The sequence below is a fragment of the Micromonospora sp. CA-240977 genome (assembly GCF_050942285.1).
Taxonomy (GTDB): Bacteria; Actinomycetota; Actinomycetes; order Mycobacteriales; family Micromonosporaceae; genus Micromonospora.
This window is the reverse complement of sequence record NZ_CP192055.1, coordinates 239,086-256,203: the sequence shown is the minus strand read 5'-3', so window position 1 is coordinate 256,203 and position 17,118 is coordinate 239,086. Positions and strand designations below refer to the sequence as shown.

General features: G+C 71.9%; 15 protein-coding genes and 2 pseudogenes. 14 read left to right on the top strand and 3 right to left on the bottom strand.

Annotated elements, in window-relative coordinates; genetic code table 11:
- Positions 1–155: 155 nt before the first annotated feature.
- Positions 156–785, top strand: a complete 630-nt coding sequence (locus tag ACQPWW_RS01285; RefSeq protein ID WP_433128288.1) for a phosphatase PAP2 family protein — start codon at positions 156–158, stop codon at positions 783–785.
- A gap of 8 nt (positions 786–793) precedes the next feature.
- Here ACQPWW_RS01285 and ACQPWW_RS01280 read toward each other — a convergent pair whose 3' ends face one another.
- The gene (locus tag ACQPWW_RS01280) at positions 794–1,564 is read right to left on the bottom strand and encodes a prepilin peptidase (protein WP_433128286.1); all 771 of its coding nucleotides are present in this window, start codon (positions 1,562–1,564) and stop codon (positions 794–796) included.
- 590 nt (positions 1,565–2,154) lie between these two features.
- On the opposite strand from ACQPWW_RS01280, the gene ACQPWW_RS01275 reads away from it, so the two are divergent.
- From ACQPWW_RS01275 to ACQPWW_RS01220, 12 genes and pseudogenes are all read left to right on the top strand, one after another.
- Entirely contained in the window at positions 2,155–2,721 is a 567-nt protein-coding gene (locus ACQPWW_RS01275) for a hypothetical protein (protein WP_433128284.1), read from the top strand.
- Positions 2,715–3,674, top strand: a complete 960-nt coding sequence (locus tag ACQPWW_RS01270; RefSeq protein ID WP_433128282.1) for a hypothetical protein — start codon at positions 2,715–2,717, stop codon at positions 3,672–3,674. Before ACQPWW_RS01275 ends, ACQPWW_RS01270 begins: the two co-directional genes overlap by 7 nt.
- A complete protein-coding gene (locus tag ACQPWW_RS01265; protein ID WP_433128280.1) occupies positions 3,671–4,330 on the top strand; it encodes an SAF domain-containing protein in 660 nt (219 codons plus the stop codon). The genes ACQPWW_RS01270 and ACQPWW_RS01265 overlap by 4 nt, the downstream gene beginning before the upstream one ends.
- Before the next feature lie 2 nt (positions 4,331–4,332).
- Positions 4,333–5,133, top strand: coding sequence for a ParA family protein (locus ACQPWW_RS01260; RefSeq protein WP_433128278.1), 801 nt, complete (start codon positions 4,333–4,335; stop codon positions 5,131–5,133).
- Complete coding sequence (locus ACQPWW_RS01255) at positions 5,123–6,664, top strand: CpaF family protein (RefSeq protein ID WP_433128276.1); 1,542 nt, start codon at positions 5,123–5,125, stop codon at positions 6,662–6,664. The genes ACQPWW_RS01260 and ACQPWW_RS01255 overlap by 11 nt, the downstream gene beginning before the upstream one ends.
- Positions 6,625–7,571: pseudogene (locus tag ACQPWW_RS01250) on the top strand (type II secretion system F family protein). Before ACQPWW_RS01255 ends, ACQPWW_RS01250 begins: the two are co-directional and overlap by 40 nt.
- Positions 7,571–8,440, top strand: a complete 870-nt coding sequence (locus tag ACQPWW_RS01245) for a type II secretion system F family protein (RefSeq protein ID WP_433134059.1) — start codon at positions 7,571–7,573, stop codon at positions 8,438–8,440. Before ACQPWW_RS01250 ends, ACQPWW_RS01245 begins: the two are co-directional and overlap by 1 nt.
- Positions 8,441–8,464: 24 nt before the next feature.
- Positions 8,465–8,671 carry a hypothetical protein gene (locus ACQPWW_RS01240; RefSeq protein WP_433128274.1) on the top strand — a complete coding sequence of 69 codons (207 nt, stop codon included), beginning with the start codon at positions 8,465–8,467 and terminating at the stop codon, positions 8,669–8,671.
- Between the two features lie 8 nt (positions 8,672–8,679).
- Positions 8,680–9,126 carry a TadE/TadG family type IV pilus assembly protein gene (locus ACQPWW_RS01235; RefSeq protein ID WP_433128272.1) on the top strand — a complete coding sequence of 149 codons (447 nt, stop codon included), beginning with the start codon at positions 8,680–8,682 and terminating at the stop codon, positions 9,124–9,126.
- Complete coding sequence (locus ACQPWW_RS01230) at positions 9,123–9,590, top strand: TadE/TadG family type IV pilus assembly protein (protein ID WP_433128270.1); 468 nt, start codon at positions 9,123–9,125, stop codon at positions 9,588–9,590. Before ACQPWW_RS01235 ends, ACQPWW_RS01230 begins: the two co-directional genes overlap by 4 nt.
- Entirely contained in the window at positions 9,587–10,033 is a 447-nt protein-coding gene (locus ACQPWW_RS01225; protein WP_433128268.1) for a hypothetical protein, read from the top strand. The genes ACQPWW_RS01230 and ACQPWW_RS01225 overlap by 4 nt, the downstream gene beginning before the upstream one ends.
- Before the next feature lie 15 nt (positions 10,034–10,048).
- A pseudogene (locus ACQPWW_RS01220) lies at positions 10,049–11,119 on the top strand (LysM peptidoglycan-binding domain-containing protein); the annotation flags it as partial.
- Positions 11,120–11,512: 393 nt separating this feature from the next.
- Here ACQPWW_RS01220 and ACQPWW_RS01215 read toward each other — a convergent pair.
- Positions 11,513–12,367: a Rieske 2Fe-2S domain-containing protein gene (locus tag ACQPWW_RS01215; protein ID WP_433128266.1), complete on the bottom strand. Its 855-nt coding sequence runs from the start codon at positions 12,365–12,367 to the stop codon at positions 11,513–11,515.
- A 175-nt stretch (positions 12,368–12,542) separates the two neighbouring features.
- Between ACQPWW_RS01215 and ACQPWW_RS01210 the strand changes: the two genes are divergently transcribed.
- Positions 12,543–13,358 carry a crotonase/enoyl-CoA hydratase family protein gene (locus tag ACQPWW_RS01210; RefSeq protein ID WP_433128264.1) on the top strand — a complete coding sequence of 272 codons (816 nt, stop codon included), beginning with the start codon at positions 12,543–12,545 and terminating at the stop codon, positions 13,356–13,358.
- Here ACQPWW_RS01210 and ACQPWW_RS01205 read toward each other — a convergent pair.
- Positions 13,345–17,037 carry a discoidin domain-containing protein gene (locus tag ACQPWW_RS01205; protein ID WP_433128262.1) on the bottom strand — a complete coding sequence of 1,231 codons (3,693 nt, stop codon included), beginning with the start codon at positions 17,035–17,037 and terminating at the stop codon, positions 13,345–13,347. The two genes, ACQPWW_RS01210 and ACQPWW_RS01205, sit on opposite strands and share 14 nt — an antisense overlap.
- Positions 17,038–17,118: the final 81 nt, after the last annotated feature.

Genomic DNA, 17,118 nt, shown 5'->3' with positions numbered 1-17,118 from the left:
TGCCGACGTCCTCGACAAGCCAAGCAGAGCCGGCTGAACGGATCCTGGACGAAGGTCAGGAACCCCGACCGACCTTCGACAGCTCTGCTGCCCTCTGCCGTGTTCCTAGGGTGTCCCCCAGGTGAACAGGGTATGAACGTGATGTGAGGTGATGCATGGCCGCCAACGGCAGCACGGACGTTCCGGAGATCAGCGCTGAGTGGTACCGCGACGTCGTCGACGCCGCCGCCAGCAGCCCCGAGCCGGTGCAGTGGTTCGTCGGGCACGCCACCGAGGGGGTGATCCTGCTCCTCGGCGCGCTGCTGGTGCTGGCCGCGCTGACCCGCCGGTCCGGCGGTCCGCACGACCGGGCCCTCGCCCTGATCGCGCCCGTGCCAACCCTTCTGGCGTACGCCGGCAGCGAATGGCTCAAGACCGTGGTGGACGAGGAACGCCCCTGCCGGACGGTCGGCCGGGCGATCATCGCGGGCGCCTGCCCACCCCCTGGCGACTGGTCGTTCCCCAGCAACCACTCCACGCTGGCCGGCGCGCTGGCGGTGACCACGCTCCTGCTCTCCCGCCGACTCGGCCTGGTCGCGCTGCCACTGGCCGCGCTTGGCGCCTTCTCCCGGGTCTTCGTGGGCGTGCACTACCCGCACGACGTGATCGCGGGCGTGCTGTTCGGCGCGCTGGTCGCCGTGGTGGCGACCCCGCTACTCGCCCGTCCGGCCGCCGAGGCGTTACGCCGTCGAACCGGCCGCGCCGACCGCACGGTCCCGAAACTGGCAGGCCGCACCCGCCACTGAGCCGGCGGTCAACCGGCCAACAGGAGCGCGCCCACGGTGCCGAGCAGCAGGAACGGGCCGAACGGCAGGTGCGTGCCCCATCGGGCCCGACGCGCGGCCAGCAGGCCCACACTCACCAGCGCGGACAGCCCGAAGGCGAGCAGCAGCCCGAGGAGCAGCATCGGCCAGCCGTACCAGCCGAGCAGTGCTCCCCCACCGAGCGCCAGCTTGGCGTCACCCAGCCCGAAGCCGCGGCGGCCCAGCAGCACCGTGGTGGTGGCGAAGAACAGCGCCAACCCCGTGCCGCTGATGACGGCCGTCAACCAGCGCCCCGGCTCGCCGGCGAGGGCGGCAACGCCGAGCAGTGACCACGTCCCGGCCGCCGCGGGCAGGGTGAGCCGATCCGGCAACCGGTGCACGGCCAGGTCGACGAAGACCGCCGGGATCGTCCAGCCGAGCCACCAGGCCAGCGCCGGCAGCACGCCGCCCGACGGACCGACGAGCGCCAGCAGCAGCACGGCGGTGAACGCGGCCACCTCGACGGTGCCCGGCATTGGGCCGACAGGTGCGCGGCAGATCCCGCACCGGGCCGCCGGGCTCAGCGCGGGCCAGGGTCGGGTCAGACCGACCGGCGCGCCGCAGGCGTCACAGCCGGTCCGGTCCGGCAGGCCCGGAGGTACGGCGTAGCGCAGCGCGGCCATCCGCAGCAGCGGGCTGACCGCGAGGAACGCGAACACTGTCGCACCCCGGACGCGAGCCACCCCCGAGTCGGTGCCCGCCGGGGGGCCGGTCAGCGCCATGCCACCTCCCCTGCGCCCCGGCACCCCGCCGCGACGACGAACACGGATCGTGACGGAACGATCGCTGCGGTGTGGCGGATGGCGCAGAAAGCGACCTGCCCACCCGACCGCCGGAGGGTGCCTTCGGCCGGACCGGGGCCGGGCGCCCCGTCGGGCGTGGCAGGTCGTTGATCGGTCGACAACCCCGCCGGGATGCCGGGATGAGGCGGCGATGTCCCACTCCCGGGACCGGCGCCGCGATCCCGTCGGGCCGATCCGACCCGACGACAACCGGCTACCGACGATCGCTCGTTCCGCCATTGCGCCGGACGCAGCGCGGACACCCGTCACCACCACCTCTCATCACGCAGAGTATTCGCTTGAATTGCCTCTGTTGCATCGGCGAGCGTCAGCCTATGCTCGCCCCTTGGGTGTGACGCAAGCCTCACCTTCCCCACCCGACGACACAGGACCTTGCATTTGTAGAAGATCCGTAACGGTGAATGCGGAAGCGCAATGATCGGCTCCGGATGTGCTGATCCGGGCGCGCTTCCGCATGCCCTGCGGCGGTGATCCGTCACCCCGCCGGGCGACCACGAGGAGGCTCGACGGTGCGCGGACGGCAGCTCAGACGAGCGGCAATCTGCCTGCTCGCGGTCGTGGCGGCGGTGCCGGTCACCGCTTGTGGCAGCGGGCGCGCTGCCGTCGAGGGGCCGACGGCAGCGCAGGACGACGGACCACGGCCGGATCCCGACGTCGAACGGCGCGCCGCCGAAAAGGCGGCCCTCGACGCGTACTCCGGTTATCTGGCGGCCTCCCGCACGGCGAGCGGACGCAGTGACCCGCGCGCGCCGGAACTGTCCCGCTTTCTCGCTGATCCACTTCTGACCCGGGTGCAATTGTCCATTCGCGACGCGAAGGAGCACGGTGCTGTGCGTACCGGGACGTTGAAGTCCGACCCGACCGTGACCGCCGTCAGCCTGGACGCGAACCCCGCCACCGTCGAGATCCAGGACTGCCTGGACCTGACCGGCTACCGGTTGGTCTATGCCAAGAACAAGCGCGTCGTCCCGGGCAGTGGGGGCGGCAGGCACCTCTCCACCGCCACGGCGACCCGATATCCCGACGGCCGCTGGCTGATCAACTCGGGCACGTTGCACCGGGAGCAGCCGTGCTGACCCGGGCACCAGGGGTCGCTCCGGCGCGTACCCCCCGGGCCTCGGCCGGTCGACGGGCGCTCGCCGGGATCGGGCTCGCGCTCCTCCTGGTGGTCGGCGCCACGCTGCCCGCCGCCGCCGGACGTGCCGGCCCGGGAGCGAGCTGCCCGCCCGACCAGCCCGACTGCAGCGTCTGGGACGACGAACCCGGCCACCCGGGCGGCCCCGGCGGCGGCGGAGACAACGGCGGCGGTGACGATGACGGCGGTGACGGTGGCGGCGTCTGCCGCTGGGAGGGCCGGACCGTCCCCTGCTACGACGACCTCAAGGGCTGGTTCAACAGCAGCGACGGCTGCTACTACGAGCTGGCCGAGCCGCAGGACGAGGCACCCGAGGGCAAGCAGTGGTACGTGCAGACCTGCAACGGCGGCGACGACGTCGGCAACATCACTGTGGTGCTGCGGGAGCCGCCGCCCGGCTTCGGCGCGCCGCCCAACCCGGAGGAGTTGGCGCGCCGCGCCCTGGCGAAGATCACGCTGGAGCCCGCGCCGCTGGCTGTCGCGCCCCGCAAGAACAACGGACCCGGGCTGGTGGGCCTGCCGGTGTGGATGTGGTCCGAGCAGGCCCCCGAGTACTTCGGCCCGATACCCGCCAAGGAGACCGATCGGGACGTGACCGTCGGCATCACCGCAGCGGTCGACCAGATCGTCTGGGACATGGGCAACGGCGATCACGTGCCCTGCCCCGACGCCGGCACCGCGTACGACGCGACGAACAAGGACCTGGCCGGCCGCACCTCCCCGGACTGCGGCTACGACAAGGGCTACCAGAAGGCCGGCACCTACGAGATCACCGCCACCACGCACTGGAAGGTGACCTGGAACGGCGGTGGCCAGAGCGGAGTGATCCTGGTGACTCGGGACAGCGGCATCGTGCGGATCCGGATCAACGAACTCCAGGTGGTGACCCGATGAGCCTCGCGACGCGCAACGGAACCGGGTCGGTGGACGCACCGGTCAGCCCGCCCAAGGTGGTCCGGCAACGTCGGGTCCGCCCCGGGTTGCTCGGTCTCGCCGTGCTCCTGATCGCCCTGGGTGGGCTGGGCGCGGCGTTCGCTGTCACCTCGGTCCGGGCCACCGGCAGCTATCTCGCGGTCGCCCGGCCGGTGGAGGTGGGCCGGGAGGTCACCGCCGCCGACCTGATCACCGTGCAGGTCGCCGGCGGTCAGGGGCTGCGCCCGGTGCCCGCCGGCCGGCTCGACGAGGTGGTCGGCAAGCGGGCCGCGGTGACGCTGGTCCCGGGCACCCTGCTCACCCTGGGGCAGGTCACCGACAATCCGCTGCTCGGCCCCGACCAGCAGCAGATCGCGCTCGGCCTGAAGACCGCCCAGGTGCCGGCTCGTCAACTGCACCCCGGGGACAAGGTCCTGCTGGTGAGCACCCCGGACCGCAGCAACACCGGGGACCCGGCCGCCGCCGGTACCCGATTCTCGGCGACCGTGATCGACATGGTCAGCCCGGCCAACGACGACAAGGTGCTGTACCTGGCCCTGCCCACCCGGGACGTGCCAGCGGTGGTGGCCCTCACCGCGCAGGCCCGCATCGCCGTCGTGCTGACCGAAGCGGCCTGAGCATGGCGATCATCGCGCTGGTGTCCGCGAAGGGTTCGCCCGGCGTCACGACCTCCGCGCTGGCCTGCACGCTGGCCTGGCACCGACGGCTGGTGCTCGCCGAGTGCGACCCGTCCGGCGGCTCGATCCTCGCCGGGTACCTCGGCGGCCAGTTGGACGGCCCGCGCGGCATCGGCGAACTGGCCGTCGGGGAGCTGCGCGACGGCAACCTGGAGACCGCGTTCTGGTCGCAACTCGTCGACCTGGACGCACCCCGTCGGGAGCGACTGCTGCTGCCCGGGCTCGTCGACCCGGCTCAGGGTGGCAGCGTCACCCCGCTCTGGCAGCGGTTCGCCGACTACTTCACCGCCCTCGACCGCGGCACCCCCGGCTACGACGTCCTTGTCGACTGCGGCCGGTTGCACGTGACCGGGCCACCGTGGCCGGTGCTGCGGGCCGCCTCGGTGGTGCTGCTGGTGAGCCGGGCGCAACTGCCGGACCTCTCCGGCACCCGCGCGGTGGTCACCGCGATCGAACGGGACTTCGCCGAGCACCGGGTGCCACCCGGCACTTTGCGGCTGCTGCTTGTCGGCGGCGGCCACGGGCGAGCCGAGATCAGCCGCGCCCTGAAACTCCCCGTCATCGCACGGCTGCCACACGATCCGCGTACCGCCGGGGTGCTCGCCCTGGGCGGGACCGTGCGGACCGGACGGCCGCTGATGCGCGCGGCCGCCGCGTTGGAGGTGCCGATCGGCGCGCTCCTGGAGCGGCGGCAGGCCCGGCTGGCCTGGCCCGTGCAGCAGGGGGTTCCGGATGCGGTTTGAGCCGGTCTCCACGGACCCTCGTCAACAGCCGCCGGGCGCGACCTCCACCGAGCCACCGCTGGCCGGGCCGAACGGCCGGCACCACCAGTCCATGCCGATGCCGCAGCCGGCGCCCGCCGCCACACCACCGCCGGCATCGGCGCCGCGACCCCGGATGGACTTCCACGTGGTCCGGGAGCTCCGGCGGGAACTCACCGAACGGCTCACCCTGTGGCAGCGCGGCCGGGAGTTCAGCGTCGACGAGGAGGACACCGAGCGGGCCCGGCTGGCCGTCACGGTGGTCGCCGAGTACGCGGACTTCGTCCGCCGGGCCGGCACCCCGATGGCCGCCGGCGAGGAGCGTCTGCTGCTCGACCAGGTGACGGCCGAGCTGGTGGGGCTCGGTCGGCTACAGACGCTGCTCGTCGACGACACCATCGAGGAGGTGCACATCCTCGGCTGCGACCAGGTACGCATCACCCGGCACGGCGGTGGGGTGGACTGGGCCGAACCGATCGCCGACAGCGACGCCGAACTGGTGGAAATCCTTCAGGCGGCGGCCCGCCGGGCGGGCGCGACCGAGCGGTCGCTGTCCACGGTGAAGCCCACCCTCGACCTGCAACTGCCCGACGGCAGCCGGCTGGCGGCGGTGTTCCTGGTCAGCCACCGCCCGTACGCGGTGATCCGCAAGCACAACACCCTGGACGTGAGCCTCGACGACATCGCGGGCGCCCGGGGTGACCTCGACGAGATGATCGACCCGCTGCTGCGCGACTTCCTGCGCGCGTCGATGCGCGCCGGGTTGAACATCATGGTCGCCGGGTTGGCCGGTGCCGGCAAGACCACGATCATCCGGGCGTTGATGAACGAGATCCCGCCCGACGAGCCGTACGTGCTGCTGGAGGAGAGCCGCGAACTGCTGCCGGCCCGCCGCCGGGACCGGCACCGGGCGGTGATGAGCTTCGAGGCCCGGGAGGGGCACGGCGAGCGCGGCTTCGACGGGCGTCCGGCCGGTGAGGTGACGATCGCCGACCTGATCCCACTGTCGCTGCGGATGGGCGTGTTGCGGATCATCGTGGGTGAGGTGCGGTCCCGGGAGATCGTGCCGATGCTCCAGGCGATGACCACCAGCCGGGGCTCGATGTGCACCATCCACGCCCGCACCGCCGCCGGTGTGGGCGAACGGATCGTCGAGCTGGCGTTGGCGCACGGCCGCGAGATGACAGTCGACCAGGCCCGCCGGATGGCCGGCAACGCCCTCGACCTGATCGTCTACATCACCATCGAGGACGAGACCGCGATCGGCGGGCGCAAACACCGGTTCGTCTCCCACGTGGAGGAGGTGATCGGGGCCGGCGAAGCCGGTCGGATCACCACCACCACCGTCTTCGGGCCCGGCCCGGACGGTCGGGCGGTCCCCCGACACCTGCCGGAACGGGTCCGCGACCAGTTGCTGCGGGTGGGTTACGACGCGCGGCTGCTGACCCGGTGGGTCGAGGCGGGCGCCGGCGCGTGGCGACGCCCCCGGCAGACCCGACTGGCCCGGCGGTGACGTGATGCTGGGCAGCCTGGAGTTGGTGGCGGTGGTCTCCGGGGCCGCCTGTGTGGCCGGGTTGCTGCTGGCCGTTGTCGCGCTGGTCGGCACCCGCCGGCCCCCCGGGCCCCGTCCGGGAGGCGGGCCGGGTCTGGGTCGACTGTGGCGCGGGCCGGGCGCCACTCCGGCCGAGCAACGGGCCTACCAGGCGTTGCTGGTCGCCGCGCTGGTCGCCGGCGCGCTGGCGTTCCTGCTGACCGGGCTGCCGGTGGTGGGCCTGCTGGTGGCGGTGGCGGTGCCCGGCGCCCCGTGGCTGTTCGGGGTGGGCAAGGCCGAGCAGAAGGCGATCGCCCGCATCGAGGCGGTGGGCGAGTGGACCCGCCGCCTCAAGGACGTCTCCGGCACCGGGCAGGGCCTCCAACAGTCGATCATCGGCACGATCGGCAGCGTGCCACCCGGCATCGAGGACGAGGTACGGCTGCTCGCCGCCCGCCTCCAGGCCGGCTGGACGGCCCGCTCCGCGCTGCTGGCCTTCGCCGACGAGATCGCCGACCCGGTCTGCGACCAGGTGGTGGCCGCGCTGATCCTGCACCTCTCGGATCGCGGCGAACGGCTGGGTGACGTGCTCGGCTCGATCGCCGGCGCGGCATCCGCGGAGGTGGCCACCCGGCGGGAGATCGAGGCCAAGCGGACGCAGCCCCGGTTCGCGGTCCGCTTCCTCACCGGAATGACCCTGGCCACCCTGGCGTACGGGCTGTTCAACACCGAGTACATCAAGCCGTACGGCACGCCGGTGGGTCAGCTGGTGATGGCCGTCCTCGGCGCGGCCTTCATCGGCCTGCTGGCCTGGGTGCGGTCGATGAGCCAGCCACAACGGCCGTCCCGGTTCCTGCCGGCGCCCGACCCCGCCGAGGTGATCGCATGATGCTGAACTGGCAGCTCGCCATGGCGGTCTGTGGTGGCGCCGGCATCGGGTTCGGCGTGTTCCTGGTGATCCGGGAGCTGGTGCCGGCGACCCCGGCGCTCGGTCCGGCGCTGCGCCGGCTGCACCAGCCGCCGGGCACCGGCCGGGTCGCCACTCCCGCCTCCCGACGGTTGGAGTCGCTGACCGGGCTGTCCCGCTGGCTACGCCCGCCACACCGGCAACTCGCCCTGATCGGCCAGACTCCCGAGCAGTACGCGCTGTCGGTGCTGCTCTCCGCACTGATCGGGCTGGCCACGCCGACGCTGCTCGGAGTGGCGCTGCTGGTGCTCGGCATCTCGTTTCCGCTCGCCGTACCGGTGCTCGGCAGCCTCGGCCTGGCGCTGATGGGCGGGCTGCTGGCACACCGGGCCGTTCTGACAAAGGCCGAGGCCGCCCGGGACGAGTTCCGCGCTGCCGTCTGCACCTACCTCGACCTGGTGGCGTTGCAGCTCTCCGCCGCGCACGGACCGGTGCAGTCGTTGGAGCGCGCGGCGGCGGTCTGCGATGGCTGGGTGTTCGACAGGCTCCAGGAGTCGCTGCGGATCGCCCAGATGCAGATGCACGCGCCCTGGGACGAGCTGCGCGACCTCGCCGACAAGATCGGCATTCCGGAGCTGGGGGACGTCGGCGCGATCATGCGCTCCTCCGGCAGCGAGGGAGCCCAGGTGCACGAGACCCTGCGCAGCCGGGCCGACTCACTCCGCGACCAGATCCGCACCGACAACCTCGCCCGCGCCGAGGGGATCACCAGCCGACTCGACATCCCGGGCGCACTGCTCGTCTTCGTGCTGCTCGGCTTCGTCGTCTATCCGTTCATCGCCCGTATCTGACCCCATCCCCCGAAGGAGCACGTCATGTCCATCCTCAGCTATCTGCACGTCGTGCTGACGACGCGCCTGGCCGAGCTTCGCCACGACGGCGAGCGCGGCGACAGCCCGGTGCCCACCGCGGTGATCATCTTCGGGCTGGTCTTCGTGGCGACGGTCGTCACCGGCCTGGCCCTGAACCGGGCCAACAACTGGATGACGAACATCCCGAACTTCCAGAACCCGGTCCCGTAACAACCGGCATGAGTCGAGCCACGTACCCGAGGTGGCGCCGGGCGGTCACCGCCACCCGGCGCCGACTCGTGGGCGGCGACCGGGAGCGGGGTGCCAATCCGGTGGAGCTGGCCGTGCTGATGCCGCTGATCCTGGTGCTGCTCTTCGCCTCGATCCAGATCGCGGCCGTCTTCCTCGCCCGCTCGACCGCGTTGAACGCCGCGCAGAGCGGGGTCAACGCGCAACGGCCCTACCAGGCGGCGAACGGGGCCGGCGTGGCCAGCGCCACCCAGTTCCTCCAGGTCGCCGGCGGCTGGCTGGTGGGCTGGGACACGCCCGGCCCGACCTGCGTGATCATCGACGACGCCGAGGTCACCTGCACGGTGAGCGGACGGTCCCTGTCGGTGGTGCCGGGCGTGGACTTCGCGGTACAGCAGACCGCCCACGGGACGGTGGAGAGGTTGACCGAGCCATGAGCCGCGCCGCCGAACGGGGTTCGGTCTCCATCGAGGTGGCGGTGCTCGCCCCGGCGTTCATCGCGCTGATGGTGCTGGCCGGCGTCGTCGGGCGTACCGCGGTGGCGGCGGAGGCGATCGAGGCCGCGGTCCACGACGCCGCCCGTGCCGCGTCGATCTCCCGGGACTCGGCCACGGCCCGGGAAGCGGCGCTGACAGCCATCCAGGATCAGCTGGACTGGCACGGGTTGGCCTGCGCCAACGAACTGGACCCGGAACTCACCGCCCGGGTGGGCGGCGCCCCGATCAGCTTCGACGACGTCTACAGCAGCACGATCGGTACGGACGCGACGGTCACTGTGACGCTTGTCTGCCTGGTGTCGTTCCGGGACATCTCCCTCGACATCCTGCCCGGGATGCCGGACGAGCGACGGATCAGCGCGACCTTCACCTCGCCACTGGACCGTTACCGGGGCCGGCAATGACAGCCACCACCGGACGCACCCACTCGGGCGAACAGGGCCGGGTGAGCATCTTCCTGGCCGTGACGATGATCGGCGTACTGGCCATCGTGGGGCTCTCCTACGACGGCGCCGGCCAGCTACGCACCCTGCAACGGGCCGAGAACCTGGCCGCCGAGGCCGCCCGCACCGGTGGTCAGGCCATCGACCGGGCGGCCGCGATCGACGGCCGGCCGACCCGGATCGACGAGGACGAGGCGCGGGTGGCGGTCGCCAACTACCTGGCCGCCGCCGCGGGCACCAGCGGCCACACGGTGAGCTTCCCCGAGGTCGCCGGGGAGACCCTGATCCGGGTCACCGTCACGATCACCTACAACCGCACGATGCTCGGACTCTTCGTCCAGGACGAGACGGTCATCGTCACCGGCGATGCGACAGCGCGGGCCATCACCGCAGCAGCACCGTAGGAAGGGAAGGCAGCCATGCCCGTATCGGCTGGGTCCGTCGTACGGCGGACCGGACGCATCCTCACCGGCCTCGGCGCGCTGGCCGTGCTCTGCGCGCTGCTGTTTGGCGCGCCGATCGCGCTGCTGGCCTTCGCTGGCAATCCCCTGCCTGATCACCTTCCCACCCTCGCCGAGATCGGCACCGCGCTGACCAGCAGGGACGACGGCCAGCTCTTCCTGCGGGCCCTGGCGGTGGCCGGCTGGTTCGGCTGGGCCACGTTCGCCTTCTCCGTCCTCGTCGAGTTGGGGGCACAGAGCCTGCGCCGCCCGGCACCGAAGCTGCCCGGGATGGGTCGCCAGCAGAAGGCCGCCGCCGCGCTGGTCGGCTCGGTCGCGCTGATCCTCGCCGCCAGCCCGGCCGCCGCCAGCGCCGCGGCGGTCTACGGCGCACCGGCGTACGCGAGTCCGAACGCCTCGGCCGCCGCCACAGTGGCCGCGCCGACGCGCGTGGGCGCGACGCCCGACACGGCGGCCCCGCTGGCGCGGAGCGGGCCGATCGGCAGGGCCGGGTCCGCCGCACCCGGTGGCTCGACAGCCGACGACAAGGCCGCGCCGGTGTACCGGGTGGCGCGGGGTGACTACCTCGGCGAGGTGGCCGACCGTTATCTGGACGAGTTCGGCGACTACCGACAGCTCGCCAAGCTGAACAAGCTCGACGACCCGGACCGCATCCGCCCGGGTCAGCTGCTCCGACTGCCCACGGAGGCCGCCGACCAGGGGGCCCGGCAGCACGCCACCGGACGGCTCGTCGACCGGCCGGCGGCACCCAAGCCGCCAGCGCCCCGGCCGGCGCCCGAACGGACCGCACCGGAGCCGCCGGCCCCGACACCACCATCCAGCGGTACGGAATCGGCGGGCCAACCACCCGCGATGACCGTCGGCGCCGCCCGAGCCGGCACCGAGGACCGGGTGAACCGACCGCTCGCCGTCTCGGCCGTACTGGCCGTGGCGAGCATCGTCGGCGCTCAGATCGGCGCGGTCCTGGGGCTGCGCCGCCGCCCGGCCACCGCCGGAGCGGCACCCCGGTTGGCCGTGTCCGCCCGCAGGACCCGGGGCGGCGGCGCCCGGAACACCGGCCTGGTCGGCAGCAACACGAGCGGCAACGCCGACACCGCGCCCGCCGCAGGTCGAATCGCACCTCCCGGGGGCGGCGCGTTCACACCTCCCGGCAGCGGTATGACGCCCGCCGCTGAGCCGGGCCCGGGTGGTGGCGACGGTTGGGCTGACGGCGGTTGGGGTGACGACGGTGCCGGAGACGGGCTTCTCGGCAGCGGGCACGGCCTGGGTGCCGTACCGGACGGACCGCCGGTCGGCCGACACCGACGCGGCTGACGCGTGCCGCTGAGCGGCTCGGGGCGAGGCCCGGGCTGCTGATGAGCGGAGTTTCGGGGTCGGTGGCACGCGACGACGCGCACGGCACACGGCAGCGGGAGGTGGCGGTCAGGGCAGACGGGTCTGGAGCACGCCGTTCTGGATCCGGGTGGGCAGGATCTGCTGGTCGTTGCCGGAAGGCCCCTGCACTACCTCGCCGCCGTTGAGCCGGAACGCGCTGCCGTGCCACGGACAGACCACGCAGGCGTGGCCGTCGATCTCCTGCACCTCGCCCTCGCCGAGCGGCCCGCTCTGGTGCGGGCAGCGCTCCAACATCACTGTCACCTCGTCACCGTGCCGGTAGAGGATCACCGAGATGTCGTCGTCCACCTCTCGGGTGATCAGCGTGCGCTGCGGCAACGTCGCCATGTCGGCAAGCGAGTGCCAGCCGTCGGTCATCCGACGCAACTCGGAGATGCTCTGGTTGACCTGCGCCCCCTGCTTGTACGCGAGGTGACCCCCGATGTACGCCCCGAGGCTCACTGTCGAGAGCCCGAGGAAGCCGAGCGCGCGGCCGACGCCGTGCCGACCGGACAGCCGTGCGGCAAGCGAGCCGGCGTACAGCGTCAGGCCGACGGTGTTTGCGGCGGCGTGCACGAGACCGACCCGGCGCTGGTCCCGGGCGAGTGCCGCCCAGTCGTTCAGTCCGGCGACCGCCGCCGGAACCGCGCTGACGGTGCCCACGCCGACCAGCACGGTGGCGGGTCGACGTTGTCCGGGCATGAGGTCCAGCACGGCGGCGCTGATCCACGCGCCGACCGGGACCTGCACCATCGCCGGGTGTAGTGGGTGCCCGAGGGTCACGCCGTGCAGCAGGTCCCGCAGTCGCCGCGGACGCAGCGTGCTCAGGACCACGCGCTGCAACCGGTCACCGGTCCGGTCCAGCTGGGACGCCTGCTCAACTTTCGTCAAAAGTGCTCGCACGGGTACCGACTTCCCGGCGAAGAGGGCCGCAAACCGGTCGCGGGCGACAAATTCGTCACCGAGCGCGATCTATCGGTTGCTGCCCCGGCGGACCGCCACACCTTCCGGGACCAGGGCACCGCGTGCAAGATCGACGGGGATTGTGGGGGCGGGGTGCGGCGGGCATGCTGGGTTGATGGGTGTGCGGGTGGAGCGTGCCGGGCCGGTCACCACCGTCGTGCTCGATCGGGTGGCCGCTCGCAACGCCGTCGACGGGCCGACGGCCCGGGCACTGGCGGACGCCTTCCGCGCCTTCGAGGCCGACCCGGACGCGGCGGTGGCAGTGCTCTGGGGTGCCGGTGGCACGTTCTGCGCCGGAGCCGACCTCAAGGCCCTCGGCACGCCGAGCGGCAACCGGGTCGAGCCGGAGGGCGACGGCCCGATGGGCCCGACCCGGATGACGCTCAGCAAACCCGTGATCGCGGCGATCTCCGGGTACGCGGTGGCGGGTGGGCTTGAGCTGGCGCTCTGGTGCGACCTGCGGGTCGCCGAGTCCGACGCGACGTTCGGGGTGTTCTGCCGCCGCTGGGGGGTGCCGCTGATCGACGGTGGCACCGTGCGGTTACCCCGGTTGATCGGCGAGAGCCGGGCCATGGATCTGATCCTCACCGGCCGGCCGGTGCCGGCGGACGAGGCGTACTCGATGGGGTTGGTCAATCGGTTGGTGCCGCCCGGCCAGGCGCGGGCCGCGGCCGAGGAGCTGGCGGCGGCGATCGCCCGGCACCCGCAGACCTGCCTGCGCAACGACCGGGCGGCGGTGCTGGCCGGCGGCGGTCGCGGTGAGCCGGAGGCGCTGGCGACCGAGTTGGCGTACGGGATGGACTCGCTGGCCACCGACGCGGCGGCCGGAGCGGCCCGGTTCGTGGCGGGCGAGGGACGGCACGGCACGATGCCGCCGGGAGGAGGGCACCTCCCGGCGGCATCCGGTGCGGGTCAGCTCAGTTGCGGTTGATGGTGAAGGTCGACGTGGTGTTGCGGATGTCCACCGCGTTGTTCGTCAGTCGCAGGTTGTTGAAGGTGACCGAGCCGACCGCCGGGCCCTGACCGGGTTCCGGCATCTCGTTGGCCCAGACCGCGAAGCCCGACTTGGCGTCGAACGCGTCACCGCTCTTGCGGGCGCCGCTGATCGAGATGTTGGTGAAGACGGTGTCGGTGATCGGGTTCTCCGGCTGCGATCCGTTGTACTTGGTCTGGAACATGATTCCCGAGTACGTCGGATCGACGATGTCCACGTCGGACACCCGGATGCCGCGGAACTCCTTCGAGGCGGAGAAGACCCAGATCGCGGGGAACGTCTGGGAGCCCCAGAAATGCCCACCCGCCCGGATCAGCGAGATGTTCTGGAACTGGGTCGGTGGGCTGGCCCCGAACCCGATGAACGGGTAGCCGAAGTCCAGCGAGCTGATGGTGATCCCGGAGTACGTCAACATGTCCGCGATGTACAGGTTGCGGAAGATGTTGTTGTAGCCGCCGTAGACCGCCAGCCCGGCCGCCCGCCAGGTCAGCGTGGCGGTGAGGTTCTCGAACACGTTGCCGTTGTTGCCTGTCGACGCGCCCTGGTCGGTGGCCGAGAAGAGGGCGAACGCGTCATCACCGTTCGACCGGCCCTCGGTGTTGGTGATCAGGTTGTTGGTGCTGCCGTTTGTCAGGTTCACCCCGTCGGCGAAGGTGTTCCGGAAGCGGCTGTTGCGGATGGTCAACCCGCTGACGCTCACCCCCCAGTACGCGCAGACGGTGTGCTCGACCCAGACGCTGTCCAACGTCATGTTGTCGACGTCCTTCAGCTCACCCCAGACCTTGCCCGGCCCGTCGATGCGGTTCGTGTAGTTGCCGAAGAAGGCCAGGTGCGAGAAGGACGACCCGCTGGCCGAGGACTCCACCCGGAAGCCCGCGTCGGTGTTCTGCTGGCCGGTCGGCGTCTGGAAGCGGGTGTACCACATGCCCGCGCCGACCACCGTTATCGGCTTGCCGTACACCTGGAACTTCTGCGCGGTCTCGTACGTGCCGGCCGGCAGGTAGACGCCGATCAGGTTGCCGGTGGTGTCCATCCGAACCGCGTCCAGCGCGTTCTGGACGTCCTGGTGGCTGAAGCCGGCCGGCACCCGGTAACGGGCCGTGTCCGGGTTGGCCCGCGGTGCGACAAGCTCCAGGTTGACGAAGTCGATCGCGTACGTGGTGGTGTTGGCCGGGTCCTTCTGCAAACGGATCTTGCTGCCGGCCGGGATTGTCGAGTTCAGCATCACGTTCGCCTCGTCGTACAGGTGGCGAGGCGGGCCGGCGCTCGGCGAGTCGCTCGGGCTGGCTTCCGCGCCGTAGAGCCAGATGTGCTTGGAGGTCAGGTTGATCGGCTTGTGCAGAGTGCCGTTGACGTAGATGTTCAGCGTCGAGTCGATCCCCCCGCCACCCGCCGAGTCGGGGATGGAGAAGCGGGTGACAAGGGTGTTTGTCGCCGCCCGGGTGGTCCACTCGACGTACGCGCCGGTGCTGTTCAGGGTGACCGCCCGGCGTCCGGACGCCTCACCGCCGAGGTTGCCGATCTCCCGGTTCGGGCCGACCTGCCCGGCGCCGCCGCCGGTCGTGCCGTCCTCGGCCTCGTACATGTCGTAGCCCAGGTTCGCGCCGCGCCCCACGAAGAGCGGACGGTCACTCGTGTTGTTCGTCTGCTTGACCGGCAACTCGTTGCCGTCCACGGCGAGCACCACCCGAACGGTGTACTTGCCGTTCGCGGCGGTCCAGGTGCCCAGGTTGACCGGGCCGACCGTCGCGCCGGCGTTGATCACACCGGAGTACGAGCCGGTCAGGGTACGGACCACGGTGCCGGATTCGTTGAGCACGGTCAGGGTGATGCCGTGCGAACCGGACGCGGACGCCTGGTTGCCGGCGTTGCGGATCGACACGGAGAAGGTGACGGTGCTGCCCGGCGGCGGGTTGCCCGGTGACCAGTCGACGGCGGAGGCGACAAGGTCCGAGCTGGCGACCGCGCCGACCACCAGCGGGCTGGGGTTGGTGTAGCTGTTGTTGGTGTCGTCGGACTCGACGACGGTGTTCGACTCGTCGACCTTCGCGCTGAGCGGGTAGCTGCCCGAGTCCCGGGTGCCGATGCTGGCGCTGACAGTTGTCGACGCGCCGGCCGCGAGGCTACCGACCGACGCGGTGCCGACCCGGGTGGAGCCCAGGTAGAAGTTGACGTTTGTCGCGCCGGAGGCCGTCGAGCCCGCGTTGCGGACTGTCGCGGAGAGCGTGATGGTGCTGGTCTCCACGGGCGCGGACGGGCTGAACGACATGCCTGTCACTGTCAGGTCCGGGTTCGGCGCGGGGGTGCCGAAGACCTGGAACTCGGCCACCTGCCCGGCCGGGGCGCCGGTGTTCGAGGCGATCGAGAGCCGGACGTCGGCCGCGGCGGCGGAGACCGGGATGGTCACCGTGTTGCCGCTGGCCGGGTTGAAGGTGTAGTTCGCCGCGCCCACCAGCGTGGTGAAGGACGACGAGCTCTGGTCCCGGCCGAGCACCGTGATGTTCTGCGTACGCGCACCCCAGGCCGAGTCCGGGTTCAGCTTGAGCACGACCTGGCTGAGGCTGGCGTTCGCGCCGAGCTGCACTGTCAACGTGCTCGGGTTGCCGTTGCCCTCCCAGTAGGTGGCCACGTTGTTGTCGTTGGCGTTGGTGGCCACGAACGTGTGCACGAATCCGGAGGCGGTGATCGGCTTGCCGACCGCCAGGTTGCTCCCGGTGGGCGGGTTGCCGGTGCCGGTCCGGGTCACTGTGTTGCTGTTCGCCGACTGGTTGCCGGCCGCGTCCCTGGCCCGCACGTAGTACGAGACAGTGGCGCTGTCCGACTGGTTGTCGGTGTAGGTGAGCGTCGAGCCGTTGACGCTGCCGCGCAGCGCGCCGCCCGCGTACACGTCGTAACCGGCGACCCCGACGTTGTCCGAGGACGCGGACCAGGTGAGCCGGATCTGCCCGCTGGCGGGCTGGGTGTACGCCAGGTTGCCCGGGGCGCTGGGGGCCTGGGTGTCGGTGCTGCCGGTAGCGCCGTACACCTCGACCTCGGAGAGCTGCGCCGCCGGCCAGCCGGTGTTGCCGGTGACCTGCACCCGCACGTAGCGGGTGCTGGCGGCGGTGAAGCTGACGGTCGCGGTGTTGCCGGTGGACGGGTTGAAGGTGTAGCCGGCGGACGCCTTCAGTGTGCTGAAGGACGAGCCGTCGGTGGAGCCGAGCACCGACAGGGTCTGGGTGCGGGTCTGCCAGTCCGACGACGGCGGCAGCTTGAGCACCACCCGGTCGACGCTGACCGTGGCGCCCAGGTCCGCCTGGATCCACTGCGGGAACGCGTTGTTGGCGCTCTCCCAGTAGGTCGACGCGTTGCCGTCGTTGGCGTTGGCCGCCACGTAGTTCTGGTTGTAGCTGCTGGCGGTCATCGTGGCCGAGAGCCCGGCGAGCATCGCCACGCGCGCGGCGGCCGCGGACGGGTCGGCCGCCGGTGCCGCGGTCGCCGCGGGGGTGACGACCGGGGCGGTGGCCAGGAGCATCCCGGCGAGTGCGCCGGCGAGGAGTCGCCGGCCGCGGGTGCGGGGGACGGGATTGGGCGCGCCGCTCGGCGGCGTGCCTCGTCTGGTGCCGGTGATGGACATGGGGTCGCTACACCTCTTTCGGGGGTGGGTGCGGGTGCGTTGCCCGGCGACGGGTGCAGGGGTACGCCCGTCGTTCCGCGA

What these genes read in the sequence shown, in the direction of transcription:
- ACQPWW_RS01285 (WP_433128288.1), top strand. Translation starts at nt 156, where the DNA reads ATGGCCGCCAACGGCAGCACGGACGTTCCGGAGATCAGCGCTGAGTGG.
- ACQPWW_RS01280 (WP_433128286.1), bottom strand. Translation starts at nt 1,564, where the DNA reads ATGGCGCTGACCGGCCCCCCGGCGGGCACCGACTCGGGGGTGGCTCGC.
- ACQPWW_RS01265 (WP_433128280.1), top strand. Translation starts at nt 3,671, where the DNA reads ATGAGCCTCGCGACGCGCAACGGAACCGGGTCGGTGGACGCACCGGTC.
- ACQPWW_RS01260 (WP_433128278.1), top strand. Translation starts at nt 4,333, where the DNA reads ATGGCGATCATCGCGCTGGTGTCCGCGAAGGGTTCGCCCGGCGTCACG.
- ACQPWW_RS01255 (WP_433128276.1), top strand. Translation starts at nt 5,123, where the DNA reads ATGCGGTTTGAGCCGGTCTCCACGGACCCTCGTCAACAGCCGCCGGGC.
- ACQPWW_RS01245 (WP_433134059.1), top strand. Translation starts at nt 7,571, where the DNA reads ATGCTGAACTGGCAGCTCGCCATGGCGGTCTGTGGTGGCGCCGGCATC.
- ACQPWW_RS01240 (WP_433128274.1), top strand. Translation starts at nt 8,465, where the DNA reads ATGTCCATCCTCAGCTATCTGCACGTCGTGCTGACGACGCGCCTGGCC.
- ACQPWW_RS01235 (WP_433128272.1), top strand. Translation starts at nt 8,680, where the DNA reads ATGAGTCGAGCCACGTACCCGAGGTGGCGCCGGGCGGTCACCGCCACC.
- ACQPWW_RS01230 (WP_433128270.1), top strand. Translation starts at nt 9,123, where the DNA reads ATGAGCCGCGCCGCCGAACGGGGTTCGGTCTCCATCGAGGTGGCGGTG.
- ACQPWW_RS01225 (WP_433128268.1), top strand. Translation starts at nt 9,587, where the DNA reads ATGACAGCCACCACCGGACGCACCCACTCGGGCGAACAGGGCCGGGTG.
- ACQPWW_RS01210 (WP_433128264.1), top strand. Translation starts at nt 12,543, where the DNA reads ATGGGTGTGCGGGTGGAGCGTGCCGGGCCGGTCACCACCGTCGTGCTC.
- ACQPWW_RS01205 (WP_433128262.1), bottom strand. Translation starts at nt 17,037, where the DNA reads ATGTCCATCACCGGCACCAGACGAGGCACGCCGCCGAGCGGCGCGCCC.